The sequence below is a fragment of the Pedobacter alluvionis genome (assembly GCF_003664035.1).
GTDB classification, from domain to species: Bacteria; Bacteroidota; Bacteroidia; order Sphingobacteriales; family Sphingobacteriaceae; genus Pedobacter; species Pedobacter alluvionis.
On sequence record NZ_RCCK01000015.1, the window covers coordinates 238,602 to 262,574 of the forward strand.

Sequence of the window (23,973 nt, forward strand, 5' to 3'; positions counted from 1 at the left end):
TAGTTTAAAATGAAACATTGATGCTACCTGAATAAGTAGGGGTTAGTGAAAGGTTGACGTTTGGTGTTGAACCCGACTGTGTTGGGTCCTGTCCTTTCAGCATTTTACTGCTTATAATGAAAAGATTGGTTCCGGTTACGCTGACATACGCTGAACTCAGGCCAAGTTTGTGAACGAGTTTTTCTGCAAAGTTATATCGGAAAGAGGTGGACTGCAGTTTCAAATAATCTCCGCTAACCAGTCTGATGTCCGAATTGTCATACAGCTCATAGATACTTCCTCCAAATTTATATGCTGATGCTGCAGATTGTGTCCACCAGGGCGAATTTAAATTGTTGTCTGACTGCAATCCGGGTATGTTGGTATAAGCTTCATCTCCGGGTCTGCGCCAGCGGTCTACAAACTCTTTACGAAGGTTTTGCTGTGGATAGGCAATTGCGGTTCCATATCCTGAAGCGATCTTCATCAATCGGATCTTGTTGCCCAAAGAGTAGGTCAAGTTGAACGATAAACCAAAGTTTCTCCAGCCGAAATAATTGGATAAACCACCTTGAATAAAAGGTTCACGACGCCCTGATTCACTCATTACCTCTAAAAAAACGTCCTCTGCTTTCATTGAACCATATTTTTGCTGATAAGCAGCTGCCTGTTCCGCTTCTGTTCCGTAAAAAATCGGAGAACCGTCTACCGGGCTCAGTCCCTTAAACTTGTAAGAGTAAAATGTATTTAGTGGCTTACCGGCAAGCTGAACAGTTCCCGCCAAAAAGTCTGTGTATTTTAAGTTATCAACCAAAACATTGTTTCTATTGTTAATTGTACGATTTAAAACTTTGTTCAACACCTGACCAAGCTGTGGGTCAAAGTGCCATGTGAATCCACGTTTTGAACCTTTTGCGCCCACATTGTCGATCGCTCTAATACTTAAACTTACCTCGATACCCTTGTTTTCCAATGTACCGCTATTGATTACATACTTTTCTACCCCATTAATCTCTGAAACCGTTTTATCAAGAAATGCATCTTCAGTCTTTTTATAGAAGTAGCCCAGCGATCCGCTTATTTTATTTCCGAACAAAGAGAAGTCCATTGCAACGTTAGAGGAAGAAGTCCGTTCCCATTTCAAATCCGGATTAGGAAAATTTGCAATTGTTGAATACTGTGAATTGTAATAAAGGTCTGAAGTTGGTTTTTGCTGAATGACCATGTTGGCAGATTGTCCCGGCAACATATTTCCCTGCCAACCCCATGAGGCTCTCATCGCTAGATCATTTACCCACGACACATTTTTCACCAAATCGTCTTTCATATTCCATCGGCCGGAAACGGCCCATATTGGCAGGAATCTGTTGTTTGCTCTTGCTCCGAATAAGTTCGACTGCTCACCCCGGATATGTACATTCACCATGTAACGGTTATTCCAGGAATAACCCGTGGTACCGTACCAGGCCAGGGTATTTGTCAATTGACGGTTATAGGAGCCCAGGGCTTCTATTCTAGCCATCCATTGCTGGTAATAACCGGTATTGGTTGTGGGTACAACATCAAAATAACCACCCATTTCAGGAAAATAACCTCTCCTGGTGATGTTAAAACCTTTATATTCTGAAGATATAGCTTCCATGCCGGCACTTGCATTGATGGAATGTTTATCATCTTTCCCAAAATAGGTGGTATAATTGGCCTGTACACGAGCCGTATACCCATTGTTATGCGTTTCACTTCTCTGAAGTTCACCACCAACCGGGGCAAGATCAAATCTGGGGTCCCTATTCCCTCTTAGTTGATAAATGTAGTAAGTGTCTTTCGTATAATATACTTCTCTATTGTTGCTGCTTGCATTGTAAGCAAATGTACCATCTACATCCAGGCCAGTCATTACCCTATATTTTATTAATGCCCTGATGTTGGCTGAAATAAGGTCGGTACGATCTCCCGAATTCTCTTTTTCTTTAAGAATATTATAGTTATAAATCGGAGATCCGTTAATCACCTTCGGATAGAAAAAATAACTGCCGTCTGCATTGAAAGCCGGGATCGTTCTGCTGGTGTTGTACGCATAGTTCATCACGCCTAAATCTTGTGGGGTATAATCTCTGGTCGAATAGTTACCTGTAAATGAGATTTGAGCCATAAATTTTTTATAATCTGCAGTGATGCTCATGAGCGATGAATAGCGTTTATTATTTTCACCTTTTATTGCGCCATTTTCATTCTGATAGCCTAAAGAGGAATAATATTTGATTCCATTGGCGCCACCGGAAAGACTTAGATTATGATTCTGAGAGATGGCATCCTGGGTGACAAGTCCCATCCAGTCGGTATTTACATTTGCATAATAATCAGTTAACCGCTTAAATTCATCGTACTTGATATTACCTGCATAATAGTCTTGAAGTGCTTTTTCGTAACCGGTAAACTGCGTTACATTATTGTACTGCATCCCTCGTTCGATCATCTCTTTAGAGACATCCATACGTTCCTGCGAGTTCATCATGTACATACTTTTATCCGAGTACCTTGGGTGCCTGGAGAAGCTGGTTGTACCCATGTAAGAGATTACAGGTCTGCCAACTTTACCCTTTCTTGTTGTGATTACAATTACGCCGTTACCTGCTTTTGCACCATAAAGTGCCGTCGCAGATGCATCTTTAAGTACATCGATTTGTTCAATATCCTGAGGATTCAGTCCCGCAATTGCATTACCTAATAAATTTACAAAGTCCAGATCATTGATATCTTTTGGATTAACATTAACAGGATCCGTCAATACAATTCCGTCTAAGACCCATAGCGGCTCTCTGTTTCCCAAAACCGTTGATGTACCCCGAATCCTTAATCTGGGTGCGGCACCCACCTGACCAGAGTTTTCCATAAAGATCATCCCGGGAACCCTACCTTCTAATAATTTGTCAATGGTATTGATCCCCGGGGTGATTATACTGTCCATTTTAATGGTAGTTACTGCACTTGTCAGCTTTCTGCTGTCAATCTTCTCATAACCAGTATTAACAATCGTTACTTCATTCAGTTCTGAGGAGGTAAGTGCCAGTGTAACCGTTCTGGCCCGTATTGCATTGACTTCCAATTTGGCGTAGCCCAGGTGATGGATCTCAAGAGTGGAGTTGGCATACTGGGTAGGAATTACAAATTTCCCATTTTCGTCTGTTCTGGTTGAAAAATTTGAACCTTTAACTTTAATTGTAGCCCCGTCCAACGGTTTACCGTCCTCTGTAGTCACTCTACCATCTACCGGAGTCTCCATCAAATCAGAAGGAGCAGATGCGTTCTTATCCAGTATGATAATTATACGGTCTTTGATTTCATAAGTAAGAGGTTGTTCAGTGAACAATTTCCGTAATGCATTGATTAACGGTTCGTTAACAAGCTTCAAGGTTACCGGTCTGGCTTTTTTTAAAATCCGGTCGTTGTATGAGAAATCATATTTCGTTTGCTTACTGATGGCCTCAGCTGCTTGTACAAAAGGTGCATTTTTTAAATTAATGGAAACCGTTTGCGCACTTAATTTACTACTGAGTTGTAGTGCAAAAAAAGCCAGGAAGATGAGAATAAATTTAAATGGTGATGTGCTGCTGTTGGTTACAGTATCGCCTGGTTCAGACGGCACACGCCTCCCTTTGTCCTTGTGGATAAGGAAATAGTTCATATTTTTGTAAGGTTAGTTAGTTTGTTTGAATGGTTTGTTGATTATTTCTCTGAATCGGATCTATCTATCACAGCTGATGGTGTGCCCACACCGTCAGCCTTTTTAACAGACGCCGAAAATTACATGGTAAATTCTAGCGCATAAGCTTTACACTCCTTCCTTTGATATCAAATTTTAAATCTGTTATTTTTTCGAGTGCGTGTAATACGGTAGATAATTTTTTATCCCTGCTGATTGATGCATGAATCTGGATGTCAGCAGGAATTCCGGTGTAATCGACGTCCAGGTTATACCAACGTTCAACCTGCCGCATCACTTCGGTTAATGGGGTTGCTTTAAAACGGAACTGACCATCTTTCCAGGCAACAAACAGGCTTGCGTCAACTTCTGCGATTTCGAAACCAGCGCCTGCGAGTACAGACTGTTCTCCGGGATGCAGTTGCGGTGCCTCATTATTGCCTTCTCTGCTAAGTTGTACGCGACCATTGACCAAAGTGGTAACTGTTTTATTTTCATCCTGATAAGCGTTGACGTTAAAACTGGTTCCTAAAACCCTTATTTGCTGCCCCATGGTGCTCACAATAAATGGCAGGCTGGCATTATGATGTACTTCAAAATAAGCTTCACCAACAAGTTCTACCCTTCTTTCTTTACCTGAAAAAGTTGCCGGATAAGACAATGATGAAGCTGCATTAAGCCATACTTTGGTGCCATCACTTAAGGTGACACAATATTGCCCGCCCTTGGGAGTACTTAAGGTAAGATTTTGATTTAACTCTTCATTCTCCACCAGTGTCCCGTCTTTATAGCGGACAATTCCATTTTCGGTAATAATCTCTTGTTTTTCGCCGTTCAACTGATATACGGTACCTTTCGATGAAATTAAAGATGCACGGTTGGTTCCGGGTTGTATATCAGTAATGTTCTTTGAGGTTAGCTTACCAGCCGGATCATTTTTTAAAATAAAATATATTGATACCGATAAGGATACAAAAATAAGCACTGCAGCGGCTACTTTAGTGATCCAGGAAATTCTGCCCATCAATGTGGGTTTTTTCAAGCCTATGTTATGTTGAATTTCAATCCAGGCCAAATCCGCTACTTCGGCAGATTTTTCATTAAGTATATTTGAAGGAACTTCAGATGCAAAATGCGCTTGAAGTAATCTGTTTAATTGCTCCTCGTTATTTCCGGTCTGAAAAAATGAGTGTAATTGAAATAATTCCTCATCATTGATGGTATTATTTATATGTTTTTCAAATAAAAGTTCAACTTTAATCTTTTCGTTCATCTAAATAGGCTGTTTTATCCACAGCATATAATGAATACACACGAAAAATAAAAAATAGCACCCCTAAATCAATTATTTTTGAAAAAAATTGGAAGTAAACACAATAAAAGTTCAAAATGCTTAGATTTTAGCGCAAGCCTCACCCTTTTATTAGCCTCCTGGATATGATGATTGATAGCAGATGCGCTAATCTTCAACTCATCACTAATTTCCTGATAACTCCGTCCTTCTAACTTATGCATGACATAAACCTTTCGCTGTCGCTCCGTCAGTTTACTCAAAGCCATGTCTAGCAATGCTCTAGTTTGCGATGCATCATCTGCATCATCCATAGGATTGTAACCTACATCCGGATCAATTTCACTCCGCATAAGCTGGTCATATATATTTCTCCTGAAAGCATTTTTTGAAAGATTTGCTGCCATTTTATACAGCAATGCGCCAAAACTAAGTTCGGGATCTATTGTTTTACGAATTTCCCATATCTTCATGAAGATGTCCTGGAGGATATCTTTAGCTATTTCTTCTGATTTTAAAATCTGAATCAATTTTGAAACCAGGCGCTGTGCATAACATTTATATATTTCTTTAAATGCAGATTCGTCCCCATCCCGCAACTTTCGCAGCAGTTCCTTTTCATCGGTGATGGCTATTTTTTTCAAGAAAATCAGAAGTTAGTTGAAATCGAAGGTAACAAAAAAGTAACTTAAACACAATAACCTGGCTTAACACCCGAAGCAGGCAGTTAGTGTATAGCGAAACGGCTCGTTATTCGTTTCGCGTAGAGAAGACAAGTGACCGCATACAGAACAGTTCAAACAAAAAAAGCAAACCCGGTAAAATCCGTTGCTTGTTTTTATACTTAAAGCCTGTTTAAAATTAAAATAAAATTTATTTCATATGTCAGTCTGAGCGTAGTCGAAGACCATTTCAACACATTAATAAAGCAATCGACTACGCTATTATTGACGTTGTTTTGCAAATTATTATTAATCAGTACTTTAGCTGCTTCGGTATTTCCGCCCAGCTAGGCCATAGCACGATATCCCCGTTCTGCTGAAATCCGGCCTAACAAATTTTTCGGGTTGCACTGCCTAAGCCAACCTACCAGCTTCGAAAGAAAAATTTTCAGCCGGTGTTTTTTGTTTCTTTTTGACACCAAAAAGAAAGAGCCCTTCGGCGGCGGCGAGCCGAGGCAAGACTGCGCCGTAGGACAAGGGAAACGATTGTACGTCACTCATATTGATTTCTATACAATAAATTACCCCTCAGTGTGACAGCAAAAGGCTATTGATATTTGTTATAAAAATTTAAACAGGCTCTTAAAGTCATATCTAAATTAACCCTGCTGTTCAGGCATGCCGTTCGGGTCCATCCATACATATTCCCAATGGTGACCATCAAGATCATCAAAACTATGCTGATACATAAAACCATAATCGGTAGCCGGATTAGGTATCGTCGCGCCAGCTGCTACCGCTTTGTCTACCATTTCGTTAACCGCATCTTTACTATCGGCCGATATGGCAATGGAAGTTTCTATTGTTTTGTGTGCATCTATAATTTCTTTTTCGGTAAACGTCTGGAAAAATGTTCTGGTCAGCAGCATGATATAAATAGTATCGCTGATGATCATGCAGGTTGCTTTCTCATTGGTAAATTTGGGATTAAAAGTATATCCGAGTTTGGTGAAAAATTCCACCGATTTGCCGAGGTCGTTAACAGCCAGGTTTACAAAAATTTGAGTTGCCATATAGTTTTTATGCTTTAGTATATTCAAAGATATACTAAAGCTACATGGAAATTAACGTGCAAAAACGACAAGTTAAGGGGTAAAACGCGACTTATTGATGGCTTGCTAATTAACCGCAAAGACCGCTAAGTAAAGGCGCAAAGCACGCAGAGTTGCCTGGCTAGCGTATAGTATCGGCTTTACGTCCATCTTATATCATCCATTTCACCTCAGGTCTATATTTTTTGTTAATTAATAAATTGTATCTGTTGTACCAAATAGGCCTTCCCAAATTGCTGCGGATCGTGTACCACTGTAGCTTTAATGGCCTTCCATTTTGGCCTTTGTCCATTTTGCCAGTTCGTACGGATTTCCTGTGCATTCAACCAGATTTCCTCCAGCTCATTCTGAATGGTACTGTTTGCATAAGTGAGCTGTAACTTACCTGGAATCATATAATATTCAGTTCCTGTTTTGCTGAGCCTAATATTTGGTCCGCCAACGAGGTAATTGGTAATGAGCTGCACAGTAAAAGACTCATTTCCTTTATACTGCTCTTTACTATTGATCTTTTCGAAAAAAAAATAGTACGATGACGCATCTTGAGGCGGATTTTCATTATACTTAAATGTAGCTTTAACACGGTAAGTATAACCAGGTTCCCGCTGATCAAAACCCGAAAGCGAAGCGCCGGCATCTACATTACCGGGCAATTTTAATAGCTGATCATTATCCGCACCGTAGCGATGGCTTACCAGTAGTTCAACTTCCTGTCCATTTTTTAAGTTCAGCGGACCATATCTTTCTGATTTTTTACAAGAAACAAATGCGAAAATGATGAATAAAAGGAGTAGGTTTTTCATAGAGATGCTATTTTTTAGATAATGTCTACTCCTAAAACGTAAAGGTGCCGACAGACGCTACACCAGATTGATCATTTTGTTTCTCCCGCAGATTTAAAAGATTAACGCAGAGCGCACCAGGATATTTTTTGTTTCTTTTGTGAAATAGATTTCGGACTTCAGCCTAAAAAACACTTATCCCCCAAAAGCCTACGCTCGTGTACTTTGTCTTCTTTCTTAAAATTAGTTTTCGTTGCTTTGTTCAGCGCAGAAAATTTTGGTAAGGAAATCCTACATATCGCTTTATTGGAAATGTCAGCTAATTGGCTGGTCGGTGGCGGCTTTATATTGGACATTCCAGGGCTGGTCTGCTGCAGGCAATTTTAGATTCGATTTGGCTGTTGTGCAGTTTGTTTCGGATGTGCTGATGTACATTTTGATTACCCATTTGTACCGTAATTTTGCAAACAAAAACCGTTGGCAGGATCTTTCACTCGAGAAACTAATCTGGCGAATGTTAATTGTTATCCCGGCGATGGGTATTTTTTATCTGCTGGTTACCATTGGAAAATTGTATCTGGTGAGGCTGTTGTTTCTGAGTCATCCACCACAGTCGTTTTCCGATTTTTTTAGTGTAAATGCTCTTGGTATTTTTGTAGCTGGCATCCGCTTAATGGCCATATGGCTTTTGGCTTATCATCTTTACCATTACGCAAAAAGAGAAATCAGGTTATCGGTAGAAAATGCGAGACTGGAGCTTAGCTTTAAACAATCGCAGTTGGACAATCTTTCTTCTCAGTTAAACCCCCATTTTCTATTCAATGCACTCAATAATATAAAATCTTTGGTGTACACCCGCCCCGATGCTGCAGGCAGGGCAATTGATCTGTTAAGCGAACTGTTGCGCAGCGGATTATATAAGGGTAGTGCCATGCTCATCAGGTTAAATGAAGAAGTAGACCTGATTAGAGATTACCTGGAGCTGGAAGGTTTGAGGATGGAAGAAAGATTGCAATACAATTTGGATATCGATATTTCGCTCTCTGGTCTGATGGTGCCACGTTTGTGCATTCAAACATTAGTCGAAAATGCGGTAAAACATGGGGTTGCCTTAGAAAAACAAGGTGGAAAGATTGAAGTAATAATTAACGAACATGATGGATTTGTAAATATCCGTGTCTTAAACCCGGGCAAATTGGAACAGGATAAAACGACTACAGGAATCGGACTTCATAACCTGAAAGAAAGACTCGATCTCAGTTATCATCACCGTGCTTCTTTCAGCCTGTATGAAATGGAGCAAAAAGTTTGCGCCGAAATTAAAATTCCGATCAGATGAGAAATATTAGGACGCTAATCATCGACGATGAACGTGGCGCAAGGCAGGAGCTGATGAGGATGTTAAAAAGCTATCCTCAGATTACCGTATTGGGAGAGGCTACTAATGCTGATGAAGCTGAACAGCTCATCGGACTTTTAAAACCCGAACTGATTTTTTTGGATATACAGATGCCTGGTCGTTCGGGTTTCGATCTGTTAGAAAATCTTGTACATGTGCCACAGGTGATTTTTGTAACCGCTTTCGACAGTTATGCGGTGCAGGCTTTTGAAGTAAGCGCCATGGATTATCTGATGAAACCTGTACGTGATGAACGTTTTAAAAGTGCAATTGATAAAGCCATAGAAAAGATGAGCGTAGGTGATGCCACAGCTATTTTTGTGAAAGACAGGGGCAAACATCATCTCATAAAGTGGAAAGAAGTGCATTTGATCGAGTCGGTAGAAAATTATGCACGACTCTTTTTCGGCAAGGAGCAGGTATTGCTCAAAACCTCATTAAATAAATTGGAAGAAAAGCCCGATTGCCAAAGGTTTTTTAGGGCAAGCAGAAGTATATTATTTAACCTCGACTACATCAGTTCAATAAAAAAAGATGATGGGGGGATGTTTGTAGAACTTAAGACGGGAAATTTAATCAGAATCTCAGAACGGCAGGCTGTTAAATTAAGAAGCCTCATTAAAATATAAACTTTAATTTTTTGATCATGAAAATAAACTTAGTAAAACTGGGTGTGGCTGTGCTATGCCTCATCATTGGAGTGGAAACTTTTGCACAACAAAAACTAACCTTACCCGATAGCAGTAATTACATCATTAACGATAGTGTGATGATTAAAACAAAATATGGGATTACTTTATCTGCCGTGGTGGTGAGGAAAAAAGGTATGCCGCAGAAATTGCCTGCTGCACTCTTTTATTTTATCTATTCCAATACCAATAGAAGTTTGATGGAAGCCAGGTATGCAGCCGATCATGGTTATGTTGGCATTGTTGCCGATGCCAGAGGAAAACGGCTCAGTCCCGATATGCCGGTGCCTTACGAATATGAAACCAAAGATGTAAATGCAGTGATCGATTGGATCACCCAACAATCATGGAGCGATGGCAGGGTGGGGATGTATGGCGGAAGTTATTCAGGTTTTGCACAATGGGCAGCGGCTAAACACCTGCATCCGGCATTAAAAACCATTGTGCCCTATGTTGCAGCTATTCCAGGGCTTGGCTTGCCCATGGAAAATAATGTTTTTTTAACTGCCAATTACCAGTGGGCCTTTTATATTACCAACAATAAATATACTGATGATGAGGTAAATAACGACAAGGTCCGCTGGCGCAACATGAGGTTTAATTGGTGGGATAGCGGGGCTGCTTATAATAAGATCGATAGCGTTGATGGCACACCAAATCCATTGTTGCAGAAATGGCTTAGCCACCCTGATTATGATACCTACTGGCAGTCGATGGTACCCTATGGTAGCGATTTTAAACACATCAATATTCCGGTGCTCAGCATTACCGGGTATTACGATGATGGACAGGTTTCGGCATTAGAATATCTCCGCGAACATTATAAGTATAATCCGTCAGCTGAACATTATTTAATTATAGGTCCTTATGATCATTTTGGATCGCAGATAGGTGGATTAGCCAGGCTAAGAGGTTATGAGGTAGATTCAATAGCGCTAATCAATACCCGTGAAATGACTTTCCAGTGGCTCGACTATATTCTTAAAGGCGGAAAGAAACCCGCATTGTTAAAAGATAAGATCAATTTTGAGGTAATGGGCGCAAATAAATGGAATCATGCTTCTTCATTGGCAAAGATGGAGGATTACCACATCCGCTTTTATCTGGACAGCACTAAAAACGGGATGATGTTGTCGGAGCAAAAGCCAGTCAAAAAAGTTTTCATGCATCAGCAGGTTGATCTGGCCGATAGAACCAAGTTCTACAACGATTATTATCCTGATCCGATCATCAAAAAGGAGATCGACAGATCAAATGGATTGTTTTTTATCACGAAGCCAATTAATCAAGCCGTTTCAGTGTCAGGTGCACTAGAAGGGCAGCTCAAAGCCATCATCAACAAAAAGGATATGGATGTTGGCCTCATTCTGTACGAAATTACTCCATCAGGCAAATATTTTCAGCTCTCTTATTATTTAGGAAGGGCAAGCTATGCACACGACATGAGCAAAAGGACATTACTTAAGCCTGGCAAATTAGAAACCATACCTTTTTATAGGTCGAGGGTTTTTAGTAAGCAGCTTCAAAAAGGCAGCAGGTTGCTTTTGGTGCTTAATATTGATAAAAATCCTTTTGCACAGATCAATTATGGAACCGGTAAGGATGTGAGTAAAGAAACGATAAAAGATGCAGGCCCTCCACTTGAAATTAAATGGTCGACACAGAGTTTTATTGAGCTTGGTCTTTCGGCGGATGTTGAAGGTTTGTTTAAATAAATATTACCGCTTGTTGTAGGCTATATCATATTTGTAATTCCATTCGAATTTGTTCACGTTGAGCTTGTCGAAAACGCCTTTCTATATATTTAAACAGGTCCTTCGACAGGCTACCATTGACGTTGCTTTACAAATTACTATTAATCAACACTTTAATTGCTTTAGTGTTTCCGCCCAGCTAGGCCATAGGACGATATCCCCGTTCTACTTAAATCCGGCCTAACAAATTTTTCGGGCTGCTCTGTCCAAGCCACCCTACTAGCTTCGAAAGAAAAATTTTCAGCCGGCAGTTTTTGTTTCTTTTTGATGCCAAAAAGAAAGAGCCCTTCGGCGGCGGCGAGCCGAGGCAAGACCGCGCCCTGGGAAAAGAAAAAACAATTATACGTCACTCATATTGATTTTAAACAATTAATTAACCCTCAGGATGACAATTCTATATTTATGATACAGTCTCTTGAGCGCTACGGATTTATAATCAATTTATAAATATTTATTAGCCCCACCGATTCTGAACTTATTCAACATCCATAGTTTATTATAGCACTATTGTTCTCATAATTTAGATATTTGCAGCTGCTAATAATTTTACTGATGAAGCCTTACCTGCAACTATTCGATTTTTCAAAGAAAATAAATTACAGAACTGAAATTCTTGCAGGTTTAACGGTAGCCATGACCATGATTCCCGAATCTTTATCATTTGCTATTCTTGCAGGTTTCCCTCCCTTAACAGGTTTATACGCAGCCTTTATTATGGGCTTGATTACGGCCGTTTTAGGTGGCAGACCAGGTTTGGTTTCCGGTGGGGCAGGCGCAACGGTAATTGTGCTCATTGCTTTAATGAAAAGCCAGGGAATAGAATATGTTTTTGCAGCAGTGGCTTTGGCAGGCGCAATCCAAATCATAGTGGGATTGTTTAAACTTGGGAAATTCGTCAGGCTTGTTCCACAACCCGTAATGTTCGGTTTTGTTAACGGTTTGGCCGTAATTATTTTTATGTCGCAGCTGGAGCAATTCAAAACGCTTGTTAACGGCAGGGTAGAATGGCTGAGCGGTACGCCTTTATATATTATGTTGGCGCTGGTATTGCTCACCGTTGCCATAGTGGTTATTCTTCCTAAAATAACCAAAGCCATTCCATCCTCACTAGTAGCCATTATTGTGGTTTTCCTCGTTGTTTTATGTTTTGGAATTGATACCAAACTGGTTAAAAATATTGCTTCAGTAAATGGTGGTTTTCCGCCCTTTCATATTCCGAAAGTACCGCTGAATCTGGATATGCTCAAGATCATTTTCCCCTATTCACTTATTATGGCAGGTGTGGGCTTAACAGAAGGCTTGCTTACGTTGAATTTGGTTGATGAAATTACAGAAACCAAAGGCAATGGGAACCGGGAGAGTATTGCACAGGGAATTGGCAATATTGCCAATGGTTTTTTTACCGGGATGGGCGGTTGCCCGATGATTGCACAAACGTTGGTTAATCTTTCGGCAGGAGCGAGGGCAAGGTTATCGGGCATTATTGCGGCCTTAACCATATTGCTCATTATTTTAATCGGTGCCCCGGTTATCGATCGTGTGCCTATGGCCGCGCTGGTTGGTGTAATGATGATGGTAGCCATTGGCACTTTTGAATGGATGAGTTTTAAGGTGATTAATAAAATGCCTGTGCAGGATATTATTATAGGTATAATGGTGGCTGTAATTACGATTTGGCTGCATAACCTGGCACTTGCCGTATTAATAGGAGTAATTATTTCGGCGCTTGTTTTCGCCTGGGAAAGTTCTAAACGGATACGTGCCAGCAAACATATCGATGTTGATGGTGTAAAAACCTATGAAATATTTGGTCCCTTGTTTTTCGGATCGATTGCCAATTTTAATGAGCTGTTTGATGTAGCCAATGATCCTCAGCATATCATTATTGATTTTAAGCATAGCCGCGTTTTTGACATGTCGGGCATTGATGCGCTGAATAAATTAACTGAACGCTACCGTTCTGTTGATAAGAAACTCCAATTAAAGCATTTGAGTAACGACTGTAAACGCTTGCTGAAAAATGCTGATCAGATTATAACAGTAAACATTATAGAAGATCCTACTTATCGGGTGGCCACTGAACAATAAATTAAGTTAAGTTTTTGTTTAAGGTATACCACCATTGTAACCATACTAACTGCAGAATATAATAGGATAATTACTGTGCACGGACCAAAACTATTGCTGGTAGTTTAATGGTAATGCTTTGTCCATAATTAAATTTTCACTAAAACGTTTAAGTATTTTAAGGAATTGTAACATAAAATTGCTCGGATTATTGTTGGAAAACACCCTTATATGCTGTTTTATAGGATGTTAATTTTTTAAATTATTTTAATAATATTTATTTTTTACTTGTCTGGTTGACAGTTATTTTAGTAGAATTAAATATTATTGCGCTGTTTAATAAAAATTTCATAAAAATGACAATTTATTGTTAAAACGTTTTAGTATATTATATATTTGAGTTAACCAAATACTAAATTTTATGAGAATCCCTAACTATTATTACCAGAATTCCTGTCTTTTTAACCTGGGACATATCTTGCCGTTTCCGAAAAAATAAGTTTTAGAAATCATTTTTTTACCAATTAAAGATCCATTAACTATGCGATACTTATGGGCGTGCCTTGTTTTTTTTGCCGCGTTTACATTAAACGTTTTACCGGTTTTTTCGGTGGGTAAAAAAAATCATAAAGGCCTAACGATTAATTATTTGATCCTTCAGGATACGACGAAAATTAAGATCGTATCGGCTAAAGATTCTTTGCGAAAAGATAGTCTTGAACAGATCAGGAAAAAAACACTTTACAACAAAATGGCTGGCGGTGTACAAAAAGACACCAGAGATTTATCACTCTTCCCTGCCATTTCATTACAGCAAAATTTAAAGGGCAATTTTGCTGGTCTTTATGTTCAGGAACCCTCAGGCGAACCAGGTTCTATTCAGAACATGTTTATTAGAGGGGCTGCAATGCCGCTATTATCTAAAAAGGATTTGTACGATGCTCAGCCTCTGGTGGTTCTAGATGGAATCCCCTTGGTGCGGGAGCATCCTTTTGCTTTTGACATACAACAATTCGATTTTAATAGAATTGGTCCTGCAACTAATTTATTGGCCGGTATTGATATGAATAATATTGCATCGGTAGAGGTACTTAAAGATTTAGGTTCCACTTCTGTTTACGGACCAAGGGGTGTTAATGGGGTAATTGTTTTAACCTCAAAAACAGCAGTGGGTAAATACCGCGCTATATCTTTCAACTCGTATATAGGTATGGTACAAAAACCATTTGTAAATACCATCAATGGTAAATATGAGAATGAGTTCAGGCAGCGCTTTTATGATGTATATACCACAAATGGCAGGTATTCTGATGATGAAGAGTATCCGGTATATTTAAGCGATTCGCTAAATAATGTGTACAGTGGAAAATCAGACTGGACAGATTTATACTATAAAAATGCGCTGGTATATGGCATTAATTTCTCACTTGCCGGCGGTACAGATAGGGCTAACTTTAGGTTTGCATTGGGTAATACCAAAAGTGAAGGTGTAGCAGATCAAACGGGTATAGACCGTTATAGCGCCACTTTCAATATTAATATGAAGCCAACCAAATGGTTGTTGTTTTCGACTATGATTAATGCGAACCGTTTAAACCGCGATAGAAATAAAACCTTGCGCGACCGCTTTGCACAACTTAATTATTTTCCTGATTTAAGCGCGCCTCTGCCTCCAAATAAAGATTTCTATGGTTCATACCTGCAAGAATATAAGAAAGGTTTTGATGATAACAAAACAAACTCTATTCAGGGGTATGCCAAATTAGAAGGAATTTTTGGACGGTTTAAGGTGGTATCATCTTTTAATGCTGATTACAGCGAGGGCTATAGAGATGTTTTTTATGCCAGAACGCTTTTGCAGGGAAACAGTTATGCATCCAATTATTATGGCTTTAGCCAAAGATTAATGATGGATAACAAAGTAACTTACGATTTGAACCTGAATAAGGTTCACGATTTTCATTTTGCATTAGGGCAATCCATGCAATGGGATATCTATAAATACAGTAACGCCTACGCTTATAAAGGTGTTAATGATTATATTAAAATCAATTTGCTGGATTCTAAACCTAAAAATGACGATGGTTCGGACAATGGAGGTTATTTAACACCAGTTGCCTTTCCAAGAGAATTGACTTACCGGTTTTTAGATAAAACAGAAGATAACTTATTGTCTTTTTATGGAAAAGCCGACTACTCATTTAGCGATAAATACTTCTTATCAGCCATATTACGTTTAGATGGCTCTTCAAACGCACAACCAACAAGCCGTTGGTTTTATTCGCCGACTATTTCTGCCGCCTGGAATATCAAAAACGAGTTTTTGAAAGATAACAGCTCAGTTGATGATTTAGTATTGCGTGCAAGTGTTGGTAGAATGGGGCGCACCTTTAGTTACGATAATTATACACAGGGGCCACAATATACCGCCTCAGTTGGCTATACTGGTAACTTAACGGTGCCGGGATATAATGCATTCGGTGTTTTAACACGCCCTTATCAATTTGGCTGGGTAGGTTATGGTGTGCCCTGGTCGTACTCAGATCAACTTAATGTTGGTGCTGATGTGGCAATGTTGAAAAACCGTCTTCACGTCTCCGTTGACCTTTATAGCAAAACCGATAAAAACCAATTAATTGGCATCCCTGCTTATGCCGAATATGGTTATAAACAATCTATCGAAAGCGGAATGTCTGTTAACAACATGGGTATCGATTTTACAGTAAGTGCTCAGATCATCGCAAAAAGTAAATTCTCATGGAATTCGGCCTTAAACTTCAATCATAATGTCAACGAATTGAAAGCATTGCCAAGAGGATTGGATCAGTTGGTAGTAGGGAACAGATTTTTAAAAGTTGGCCAGCCGGTAGATCAATATTGGTTATTGGAGAATAATGGCATTTATACTTCAGATGCTGATGTGCCAGCGGTTAACGGACAAAAATTAAAATATAAGGGAATTGTTTTAAAAGCTGGCGATCCACGTTGGAAAGACCAAAACGGAGATAATACCATTGATGATAACGATAAAGTATTAAAAGGCCATTCATTACCAACCCTTGCAGGTGGTTTCGATAACAATTTTAGATATGGCAATTGGAGTCTGGCTACAAGTCTCTACTTTAATTTAGGAAGAAAGCTAATCAACCAGGAGATGGCTAATCATTTTGATTTTGTTAACCGCGAAGGCAATACTGATATCAGTTCTGTTAAAGAAATTACTTTCTGGGAGAAACGTGGCGATTACTCAAAATATCCACTTTACAATCCCTGGAGTACGGTAATCCCATACCGTGCAGATCAGGATCTTTTTTTAGAGAATGCTTCATTCTTAAAATTAAGACAGGTTTCATTAGGTTACGAACTGGGTAATTTGCTCAATAGGAGGAACATCAAAATCAACAAATTCTTCGTATACGGTGCAGTGAGTAATATTTTCACCATCACGCCTTACACCGGTCAGGATCCTGAATTGGTGAGCTACGATGGCGTTGATACAGGTTATGGCCAACCGATTCCGAGAACATATACCCTGGGTGTTAAAATGGAGCTTTAAGATGAAAACAAGAACTAACAAAACATCAAGTAAGATGAAAAATATATTATACACACTTCTGGTTTCGATAATTGCCTTTTCGAGTTGTAATAAAGCTTTAGAAACCGATTCTACCAGGGTTGTAGGCGAAAAAAATGCCTGGAATACAGTAGAGGATGCCCGATCGGGAATTTTGGGGGTTTATGCTTTAACACGGGCTGCTTTATCAGACAACAACAGCCACTGGATTTATGGTGATGTAAGAACGGGAGAGTTTTTAAGTCCGAAAAGACAGGATTTAAAGGCTGTAATCGGCAATAATTTAAACGCAGCATATCCCGTAATGGAGGCGTTATCTGATTGGACAAGGTTTTATGCTATTGTAAACGGCGCCAACGTTTTCTTAGAAAACATTGGGCATGTAAAAGAAACAGATAAACGATACACGAGCAATAACATGACCGTGGATATTGCGCAAGCCAGGTTTTTAAGGGCTTTTGCCTATTTCTACATGGTTAGAATCTGGGGCGATGTACCATTTATTACCTCATCAGACGAAGGTAAATTTACCAATAAACCCCGCGAAAGCCAGGCCAGGATTTTAGCATGGGCAGAACAGGAAATTTTAAAAGCAGCAGCTGATCTGCCATTTATTTACAGTGGTGGCGACGTGCAACAGCCAACTGATTATTACAATGAAAGTTCGGGAAGATGGGGTGGGGCTTTGGCAACAAAAGTTACGGCATACGCTATTTTAGCTCATTTGGCAGCCTGGAACGGCGATTATACTAACGTTGCTAAATATGCCAAATTTGTGGAAGATAATTATGGCAGAAGTGCCGGCGGTTTTACAGCAAGTGCTGATTTATCAAATTCCAATGGGTTTTTCTACAATAAAAACACCAGGCAGATGTTCGGTTTTAACTCCGATTATGGTCACGTAGATGGTTCATCTACCGGGCATATTGAAGAGTTAACTTTAGCTGAACCGGTTATGACCAAGTCAGTTCCGGATATTTATCTTCCGAAAGATTCGATTCTGAAATATTTCAATGTTGCCAAAGATCAAAGGTTTGCAGTTGATACATTAGGTCAGGCAAAATATGATGGAAGATATTTTACGAACATAAACGGTAAGTATCCCATTTTCAGCAAAATAAAAGTGATTCAGGGCGGAGGAACAGATCCGAACTTCAGGTATTTTACCAGTGCTTTGGTTTTTACCCGCTTAGAAGATATCGTGTTATTAAGAGCAGAAGCTTTATCTGTTTTGGGCGACCAAAATGGTGCTTTAAATGAATTACTTGTTGTTCAGAGCAGAAGATTTGAGGATCCTACAGCCCTGGCGATTTCACTTAACACAGACGGCGTCATAAAATTAATCTTCGAAGAGCGCCACCGCGAATTGTTGGGTGAGGGTTCAAGGTGGTATGATTTGATCCGCTACAACAAAATCAAACAGAACGATGCCAAATTTATGAATCTCATCAATTCTGGTGGGATTTACTGGCCTATATCAAGAAAGCTGATTGCTCAGAATAGTTTATTAACCCAAAATGCTTACTGGCGCTAATGATAACGGATATGAAAAATTCAATAAAATATATGGGCGCGCTGGCAATCTTATCGTTGCTAACGCTAATTAATTCTGCCTGCAAAAAGAATGGAGGTTTTTACGATGCGACAGACCAGAATGTAACCTTTGCCGGCAATACTTACGATTATTTGAAAAGCAAACCAGGTGTTTTCGATTCGCTTATTGTAGCGATTGACAGGATGGGCTTGAAAAAGACATTAACCGATAGTAATGTTACGTTATTTGCAGTCAGTAATCCGAGCTTCCAACTGGCTTTACGGAACTTAAATACATTAAGGAAACTATCTGATAAAGACCCGCTTTTTTTGGCCAATATTGATGCCGTTCAGTTAGATACGATGACCTCGTACTACATTATCAGAGGTAAAAAAACAACCGATTCATTAAAACTTCAGGACGGTTTAGACTTGAAAAGTGTAAATATTGGTTATCCAATGCATGCGAGTATAACCAAGATATCGGCTTCTGGTCAGGTTGGTGCGGGCCCGGAGGTTATTAATTTTGATAATACTAAAAAAAGCAAATTCGTTCGCAACTGGGCAACCAGTACAACCTCATCAAATAACATTAAAACCAAAAATGGGATCGTACATGTAATCAGTGCCGATCACGTATTCGGCTTTAACGAATTCGTTACCCGGTTAACTTTTGTGCCACCACCACCAAACCTTTACCTGGAAATTGGCGGTATATTTTCATCAAACCGCGAAAATGGCGGAGGTATAACCAGTGGAGAAAATTCGCGAAAAGTAATCGATGGTGATGATCACACCAAATTCCTGGCCGACTTACAAGGTGAACTATGGATGAGGTTTGAACTTAAAACACCTGCTGTTTCATCGGTATATACCTTAACCTCTGCAAATGATGCCAACGAAAGAGATCCAAAAGCATGGACTTATGAAGGCTCTATGGATGGTTCAAACTGGGTAGAACTGGATAGAAGGTCTAACTTTTTCTTTGAAGAAAGATATCAGCAAAAAGTATTCAGGTGTACCAATACGGTTGCCTACAAATTTTACCGCATTGTGATTACCGAGCTCAGAAACAGTGGCACATTCCAGTTGGCTGAGTTTACCATAAACAAAACAAAATAAGTGATGCGAAATAGAAACATTAAAATAAATAGCCCGATGAAATCGATCATATATAAATATTTTGCGCTCCTTTTACTTGCTTTAACCGTTTGTAGTAGCTGTAAAAAGATTTTCGATTTACCAGATGAGAAAGATTATATCAGCAATAATGTGAATTTTAGCAATAAAATTCTGGAGCCAATAATCGGAAGAACCAATCTTATCGGTGGCTTTAACAGTGATAACTCAACCAATCCCATTACGTTCGAAATTGTAAACGTCAGGTTTGGGGATGGAAAGCCGGTAAGCGATCTTTTTACAACGGCACCAACTTACGTATGGACAGCCCCTTACACCGGTTTGGAAAAAAGCCTGGCTGAAATTGAGGCAAAAAGGAAAATTGAAACACATCCGATATTCGAAATACGTTCATCAGGCGAATTCATTTTATGGCCATCAGCAACCAACCAGATATTGAAACCGCGTCCGACGGATAGTACCAACTTTTCGCAGGATACACGCTTTTTTGATGTAAAGGTTAAAAATACCGGTGGCGAGCGCCTGATCAGGGATTTTCAGATCAGACCTTTTAGAGAGCGTCCTTACGAGCCATCGAATGATTTTAATGCTTATACAGGTTTGCCTGCCCCTGATCCAAAATTTCCGTTAGACAAAAAACTGAGAGATTATATCCGTCCTTATCTGAATAATGTTATCGGTGCTACTTCTAATTTAAACTTGGTGAGCAACAATGATAAAAAGGATGCAATTGTTTACATCCGTCCACTAACATCAGGAGGTAATGGCCATTCGTTACGCATTGTGGTTTTGGGTAAAGATTCTTTACCGATCGATCCTAAGTTTTTCAATGAAACGGTTTGGGATAAAATGATCCATGGTTTCAATATCCAAAAAACCGATCAATATGTTCAGTATGATGTTGCTTATCCAATTCCATTGGTAGAAATCCCTACATCTTACGCTAAAGGCGGATCGAGGGCAAAAGCAGAGTTGAGTTACTCCCGGATTGGCTTTGGGGGTGCACGTACAGTGGCCAATTTCGGTGTCGATTTCGCTATTTATAAGGCTGGTGACTGGGAAATCGTCTTTTATTTCAAAAATGAGAACCCAAAATTTGCAAACGAATAGTTGATCAATAAAGCTAATATTATGAAAAGAAATATACTTTTATATACATTACTTATTGTATGTATAATCTATTGTACGAATGCCTATTCGCAAGAAAAAAATATTATTGTAAATGGCAGGGTTCTGGACAAAGAGACCAAACAAGGGGTGCCAGGCGTATCTGTTGTTTTGCAAAGCACCAATAAAGGCTTAACGCAAACCAATGGGGATGGAAAGTTTTCGGTTAACGTACCTGTTGGAGGAACACTTTTATTTAAATTCTTAGGGTACAATACCTCATCAGTTAAAATTACCAATCAAACCAATATTACAGTAACCATTAGCGAGGATCGTAAAGATCTGAATGATGTTATTATTGTAGCCTACCAAAACAGACCAAAAGAAACAACTGCCGGATCGGTAACGGTGCTTAGCGGTAAGGATGTATCCGATATCCCGGTATCAAACATTGAAACCCTTTTACAGGGTAAAGTACCAGGATTAAATATCCAGAACAATACCGGAGCCCCTGGCTTTAGAGGATCAGTACAGCTTCGTGGTTTATCAAGTTTAAGTATTTCTGGCAGTGGTAACGATTCATTTTTACAACCTACATCGCCATTATATATTATTGATGGTGTGCCTTTAGATGCAGATAAGGCAGCAGAGTTTGGTTTTCAAACACAAGGTCCCGGGGTGAGTCCACTTTCGCTAATCCCTCAGGAGGATATCGAAAATATCCAAATCCTGAAAGATGCGCAGGCAACTTCCATGTATGGATCCAGAGGTGCTTATGGGGTAATCATTATCACCACAAAAAGAGGTAATTCTAAAGTGCCGCGTATTAAATACGTATCGAACTTTTTCGTTAATGCTCCACCTAAATTACGCGAAACATTGGGCGGTAATTCAGAACGCCAGTTAAAAATCCAGCAAATTATTTTAAACGCAGAAACCATTAATCAGATCAGGGGAATTAGCAATACACCTTTTCTTGCTGATAGTTTAAATGCGTATTACAATAACTCTACCGATTGGCAGGATGTATTTTATCAAACTACCTTTAACCAGAGTCATAACCTGGCTTTAGATGGTGGTGACCAAAAATTTAATTACAAAGCCAATATGGGCTATTATGCCGAAAAGGGTGTAATTAAAAACACGGGTTATAACCGTTACAATTTAAACATGAATATGGAGTTTAAACCGAATGATAAATTTAGATTTTTCGGTTTCGTTAATGGTTCGGTAGGTAAGCAGAATAAAGGTAACGGTGCGGGCTTACTTCAATCAGGCGTGGCTTCAAACGGTCAGGCATCAACACTTTTGCCTCCTCCGTCTTTTTATCAGGCATCTGGTGGGGTATTATCTGCTTTGCAAACCCTAAACGATAATAATTCCAGAAATTTAAGAGCAAATATCGATGCCCGTTACGAATTTATCCCAGGCTTCGCAGCATCTTCTACCTTAAGTTATGATTATACCTCAGATACTGAAACTACATTTACACCAGCTGCGGCCAATGGATCATTTGCCAAGCTTTATGATTATAATGGCAGAAATTTCCAGTTATACAATAGAAATGCAATCACTTACGCCAAAACACTAGGTGAAAAGCATAATTTTTTTATCAATACATTTAACGAAATTTATAAACAGGGTTCCCAATCGTCAATAAGCCGGCAGGAAAGAATTCCAAACGATCAGCTTCAGGGACCAGTTGGGTTTGATGGTTATTACTCAAGAGGTGGAGGGGTTTTAAGTAGCTATAAAAATGCTACAATTGCCTCTTTCGCCGGATCGCTATCTTACGATTACGATAAAAAATACGTAGCTGAGTTCTCTTACCGTTTAGATGGTACCTCATCAAGTGGTTTGGAAAATCCATATTCTAAAAACTCTTCAATAGGTTTAAGATGGAATTTCAACAAAGAAAACTGGTTAACCGATCAAAAATGGTTAGACTATGGTAGTTTAAGGTTAACGTGGGGCCAAAATATTGTCCCAACAGGTAATCTTCAAAGTATTTACGGTATTTATAACCTGAATGGAAATTACAACAATACGCAAACCATTGGTATCAATTACGATTTAATTCCAAATCCGGCTTTAAAGCCAACCACTACAAGTCAGTATAACCTTGGTTTTGACATTGGTTTCTTAAACAGATTCTCGATTGTTGTGGATAGTTATTTTAAAAAGGTAGATAATTTACTGTTCGATCGTATTTTATCAAATACTACAGGCTTTAATAAACTATCGAGTAACGATTTGGGTATCGCCAACTATGGTACCGAGATCAACTTAATTGTAAAAGCCGTTACCAGTAAGGATTTTGATTTATCTTTTTCGATAAACGGCGCTTATAACCGCGATGTGCTGTTAAAATTACCTGAAGAGTATAACGGGCAATATATCCGCTTTGATGGTTCTGGTTATCTGCAGCATAATGTTTTCCGTGTAGGCAGAAATACCCTGTCAAACTATTTAAGAATTAACCAGGGGGTTTACAAAACAGATGCGGATGTACCTGTGGATCCCGTTACCGGAAAAAGGTACCAAACAAACAATACCTTCTTTTACGGGGGAGACCCAATCTTAAAAGATGTAAATGGCGATTATATTCTGGATGGCAGAGATTACGAAATTACCGGAAACTCACAACCATTAATAACAGGTGGTTTATCGATCACCATGAGGTATAAAAAATGGGGCCTGAATATGTACGCCAGTTATACAGCCGATAGAACAATCTTAAATAATGCGCTTGCAGATCGTATTGCCATCATGAGAGATCCTTATGCACTAAATGCCGTAGTGCCATTAGGCGATTTAAATATCTGGCAGAGACCCGGCGATGTGGCTAAATATCCATATCCTTATGATTTTAGCCGTTATGGAAATATCCAACCATTAAGAGCCGATCAAACCTTATGGCAGGAGAGCGGTACGTATCTGAAAATTAACAACTTAACGCTTTCATATATGTTCGATAAGAAGTTGATACGCAGATTCGGACTGGCTAATTTAAGGATATTTGGTTCTACCAATAACCTGATTACATTTTCTAAGTATACTGGCCCTAATCCAGAAAACGTAACCGCATTAGGTCGCGATATTTCTAACGGTTATCCTGTGCCACGTACCTATAACATTGGTTTAAACCTGGAACTTAATACAGGCAATTAAAAATATTGAT

The 23,973-nt window shown here is 39.3% G+C and carries 14 protein-coding genes; 9 read left to right on the forward strand and 5 right to left on the reverse strand.

Annotated elements, in window-relative coordinates:
* Window positions 1–4: 4 nt before the first annotated feature.
* The 5 genes from BCL90_RS23090 to BCL90_RS23110 form a co-directional block, all read right to left on the reverse strand.
* Entirely contained in the window at window positions 5–3,664 is a 3,660-nt protein-coding gene (locus tag BCL90_RS23090; protein ID WP_121287670.1) for a SusC/RagA family TonB-linked outer membrane protein, read from the reverse strand.
* A 133-nt stretch (window positions 3,665–3,797) separates the two neighbouring features.
* Window positions 3,798–4,955 carry a FecR family protein gene (locus BCL90_RS23095; protein ID WP_121287671.1) on the reverse strand — a complete coding sequence of 386 codons (1,158 nt, stop codon included), beginning with the start codon at window positions 4,953–4,955 and terminating at the stop codon, window positions 3,798–3,800.
* A 68-nt stretch (window positions 4,956–5,023) separates the two neighbouring features.
* The gene (locus BCL90_RS23100; RefSeq protein ID WP_166792257.1) at window positions 5,024–5,617 is read right to left on the reverse strand and encodes an RNA polymerase sigma factor; all 594 of its coding nucleotides are present in this window, start codon (window positions 5,615–5,617) and stop codon (window positions 5,024–5,026) included.
* Between the two features lie 677 nt (window positions 5,618–6,294).
* A complete protein-coding gene (locus BCL90_RS23105) occupies window positions 6,295–6,708 on the reverse strand; it encodes a VOC family protein (RefSeq protein ID WP_121287673.1) in 414 nt (137 codons plus the stop codon).
* Window positions 6,709–6,935: 227 nt separating this feature from the next.
* Window positions 6,936–7,550, reverse strand: a complete 615-nt coding sequence (locus BCL90_RS23110) for a hypothetical protein (protein WP_121287674.1) — start codon at window positions 7,548–7,550, stop codon at window positions 6,936–6,938.
* 313 nt (window positions 7,551–7,863) lie between these two features.
* Between BCL90_RS23110 and BCL90_RS23115 the strand changes: the two genes are divergently transcribed.
* From BCL90_RS23115 to BCL90_RS23160, 9 genes are all read left to right on the forward strand, one after another.
* Window positions 7,864–8,868, forward strand: a complete 1,005-nt coding sequence (locus tag BCL90_RS23115) for a sensor histidine kinase (RefSeq protein WP_134380748.1) — start codon at window positions 7,864–7,866, stop codon at window positions 8,866–8,868.
* Window positions 8,865–9,557 (forward strand): LytR/AlgR family response regulator transcription factor, encoded by a 693-nt coding sequence (locus BCL90_RS23120; protein ID WP_121287676.1) that lies wholly within the window; start codon window positions 8,865–8,867, stop codon window positions 9,555–9,557. Before BCL90_RS23115 ends, BCL90_RS23120 begins: the two co-directional genes overlap by 4 nt.
* 17 nt (window positions 9,558–9,574) lie before the next feature.
* Complete coding sequence (locus tag BCL90_RS23125) at window positions 9,575–11,332, forward strand: CocE/NonD family hydrolase (protein ID WP_121287677.1); 1,758 nt, start codon at window positions 9,575–9,577, stop codon at window positions 11,330–11,332.
* Between the two features lie 591 nt (window positions 11,333–11,923).
* Entirely contained in the window at window positions 11,924–13,459 is a 1,536-nt protein-coding gene (locus BCL90_RS23135; RefSeq protein ID WP_121287679.1) for a SulP family inorganic anion transporter, read from the forward strand.
* 589 nt (window positions 13,460–14,048) lie between these two features.
* Window positions 14,049–16,994, forward strand: coding sequence for a SusC/RagA family TonB-linked outer membrane protein (locus BCL90_RS23140; RefSeq protein WP_244095127.1), 2,946 nt, complete (start codon window positions 14,049–14,051; stop codon window positions 16,992–16,994).
* Window positions 16,995–17,028: 34 nt separating this feature from the next.
* Complete coding sequence (locus tag BCL90_RS23145; RefSeq protein WP_244095128.1) at window positions 17,029–18,546, forward strand: RagB/SusD family nutrient uptake outer membrane protein; 1,518 nt, start codon at window positions 17,029–17,031, stop codon at window positions 18,544–18,546.
* A gap of 11 nt (window positions 18,547–18,557) precedes the next feature.
* On the forward strand, window positions 18,558–19,667 hold the full coding sequence (locus BCL90_RS23150; RefSeq protein WP_244095129.1) for a discoidin domain-containing protein: 1,110 nt from the start codon (window positions 18,558–18,560) through the stop codon (window positions 19,665–19,667).
* A 36-nt stretch (window positions 19,668–19,703) separates the two neighbouring features.
* Window positions 19,704–20,795, forward strand: coding sequence for a DUF5007 domain-containing protein (locus tag BCL90_RS23155; protein ID WP_121287681.1), 1,092 nt, complete (start codon window positions 19,704–19,706; stop codon window positions 20,793–20,795).
* Between the two features lie 21 nt (window positions 20,796–20,816).
* Window positions 20,817–23,963 carry a SusC/RagA family TonB-linked outer membrane protein gene (locus BCL90_RS23160; RefSeq protein ID WP_121287682.1) on the forward strand — a complete coding sequence of 1,049 codons (3,147 nt, stop codon included), beginning with the start codon at window positions 20,817–20,819 and terminating at the stop codon, window positions 23,961–23,963.
* The last annotated feature ends 10 nt before the right edge of the window (window positions 23,964–23,973 follow it).

Excerpts from the sequence above, each read along its gene's own strand:
- BCL90_RS23135 (WP_121287679.1), top strand. The coding sequence starts at position 11,924 with ATGAAGCCTTACCTGCAACTATTCGATTTTTCAAAGAAAATAAATTAC.
- BCL90_RS23160 (WP_121287682.1), top strand. The coding sequence starts at position 20,817 with ATGAAAAGAAATATACTTTTATATACATTACTTATTGTATGTATAATC.
- BCL90_RS23110 (WP_121287674.1), bottom strand. The coding sequence starts at position 7,550 with ATGAAAAACCTACTCCTTTTATTCATCATTTTCGCATTTGTTTCTTGT.
- BCL90_RS23095 (WP_121287671.1), bottom strand. The coding sequence starts at position 4,955 with ATGAACGAAAAGATTAAAGTTGAACTTTTATTTGAAAAACATATAAAT.
- BCL90_RS23090 (WP_121287670.1), bottom strand. The coding sequence starts at position 3,664 with ATGAACTATTTCCTTATCCACAAGGACAAAGGGAGGCGTGTGCCGTCT.
- BCL90_RS23120 (WP_121287676.1), top strand. The coding sequence starts at position 8,865 with ATGAGAAATATTAGGACGCTAATCATCGACGATGAACGTGGCGCAAGG.
- BCL90_RS23150 (WP_244095129.1), top strand. The coding sequence starts at position 18,558 with ATGAAAAATTCAATAAAATATATGGGCGCGCTGGCAATCTTATCGTTG.
- BCL90_RS23105 (WP_121287673.1), bottom strand. The coding sequence starts at position 6,708 with ATGGCAACTCAAATTTTTGTAAACCTGGCTGTTAACGACCTCGGCAAA.
- BCL90_RS23125 (WP_121287677.1), top strand. The coding sequence starts at position 9,575 with ATGAAAATAAACTTAGTAAAACTGGGTGTGGCTGTGCTATGCCTCATC.
- BCL90_RS23145 (WP_244095128.1), top strand. The coding sequence starts at position 17,029 with ATGAAAAATATATTATACACACTTCTGGTTTCGATAATTGCCTTTTCG.
- BCL90_RS23155 (WP_121287681.1), top strand. The coding sequence starts at position 19,704 with ATGAAATCGATCATATATAAATATTTTGCGCTCCTTTTACTTGCTTTA.